The sequence below is a fragment of the Luteimonas salinilitoris genome (assembly GCF_041300785.1).
GTDB lineage: Bacteria > Pseudomonadota > Gammaproteobacteria > Xanthomonadales > Xanthomonadaceae > Luteimonas > Luteimonas salinilitoris.
On record NZ_JBFWIB010000047.1, the window covers coordinates 1 to 1,722 of the forward strand.

A 1,722-nucleotide genomic window follows, 5' to 3' on the forward strand; every position below is an offset into this window, starting at 1 on the left:
GCCAGAAGCGGACGTTACCGACCAGCGAAATTTCTGGCCTTCAGCCATTCGACCATTGCCTCCATGTATCCGTCCACGTGAACAGCTTGAGGCGAGCTCGGATCCGCAGCTGGTGCGAGCATGTCGTGATCGGCGTCTTTGAACACCTTGATCGTCAAGTCGCGGTTTCCGGAGCGTTCGAACGAGTCGCGGTAAACATCGACACTTTCGCGCCAATCCACGAAGCGGTCACGCTGCCCGAAGACAGCCAGCGTGGGTTGACGTAACTGCGTCAGGAACTCATCCGCATTGATCGACCATTCCGGTGCAGAAAGAATTGCCGCTTGCCCGGCCTCGGATGGGTCGGGCCCATACGTTTTCCAAATGGAAGGGTACTTGCGTAGTGGTTCGATGAAGGAGGCATACGCTCGTGCGCTGCCAGTTGCGCGCGCCACTGCCACACCTCGTCGCAGCGTTGCGTAGACATCCTGAGCTTCGGATTCAGCTACGCCCGCCTCGCGAAGGATGCTAAGCGACTCGTAAGTTGCCTGACTGAGCGCATCGCGTCCCGGTGCGCTAACCGCAATCAGGTATGCAATGTCATTGGTTTGCACCATTGCCATCGGCGCCACCCATGCACCCTGACTCAACGCCCAAAGGCCGATTCGACTTGAATCGATATCGCTGCGTTGCCTGAGCACGTTGAGCGCCGCGAGGGTCTCCGTGGCGCGCTCGCGAATTGGCAGCACGGGATCCGCGTATTTTCCAGAGCTGCAACCGTTGCCAGCTTTGTCCCAAACCAACGTCGCGATGCCCGCGCGTCGAAAGGTGTTTCGCATCGCCTCACTAAAGCCGGCACCTGCGGTGACGTCGGTGTCCAGGCCGCCATGCACGATCATGATCGCAGGATGCTTACCGCGACCATGCGGAAGGTCGATGAAGCCTCTTAGATGATTTCCGTTGGACCGGAACTCAATCAGCGCTGTGCCTTCTGGCGCTACACACCGTTCTCTAGGAGCGTTCGCTGCCATGGAGGGCAACGCGATCAATCCTACAATGATGGCGTTCAAGATTGCGGGAACGGGCAAGTAGCGATTCATTGGCAAGTGCTCCTCCAAATTATTCCTGACATGCAACGCCCAACGCTACGTCTCGCTATGAGCGCCCGAGTCATTTACGCGCGCTGCAGCGGGAAGGTTTCGGCCTGAGATTTGTCGGTCCGGATCAGGCGGAGTTCAGCTTGAAAGCCGACACGATCGTCTCAGCCACTCGATATCCTCACTATGCCGTATAACGCCTGAATTAAGCCGACCCGCGAAGCGGGTTCGGCTTGAATGAATTGTTAGGCCGCAAGGTTGCCAAAGTGAGTCTCCACGGCCTGTCTAGAGAACCTGTATTGCTCCAAACGGTCACAGCGAGTAGGAGCGCCAGCAACATCCGCTTGTGGGATGAGAAAAATCTCTGACTCATCAAGGTTGATGATGCGATCGTCTCCGACTAGCCGGACTACGGCAAGCACATGATAAAGCCGGGCTGCGTTTGGCTTGTTGTAGCTGAAAGAAGTCGTCGTGCGGACGGAGATGGCACGGAACTCCCGGCCATTCACAGCCACAAGGTCATTGCCAGAATCCTTGATGGGTGGTGCGGCTTGAACACCGAGTTGCAACAGACGAATCTGCACAAGCAACTCACCAACCGTCCCTGTTTTAATTTTGTCAGTCACCTGATTCATTGGTCTGCGGC

At 56.8% G+C, this 1,722-nt stretch carries 2 protein-coding genes; both read right to left on the reverse strand.

The window, feature by feature from the left end; translation table 11 throughout:
• Nucleotides 1-14 precede the first annotated feature (14 nt).
• Nucleotides 15-1,079: an alpha/beta hydrolase family protein gene (locus tag AB5T46_RS20335; RefSeq protein WP_370565932.1), complete on the reverse strand. Its 1,065-nt coding sequence runs from the start codon at nucleotides 1,077-1,079 to the stop codon at nucleotides 15-17.
• 242 nt (nucleotides 1,080-1,321) lie between these two features.
• The coding region (locus AB5T46_RS20340; protein ID WP_370565933.1) for a hypothetical protein at nucleotides 1,322-1,722 on the reverse strand (401 nt) is incomplete at its 5' end.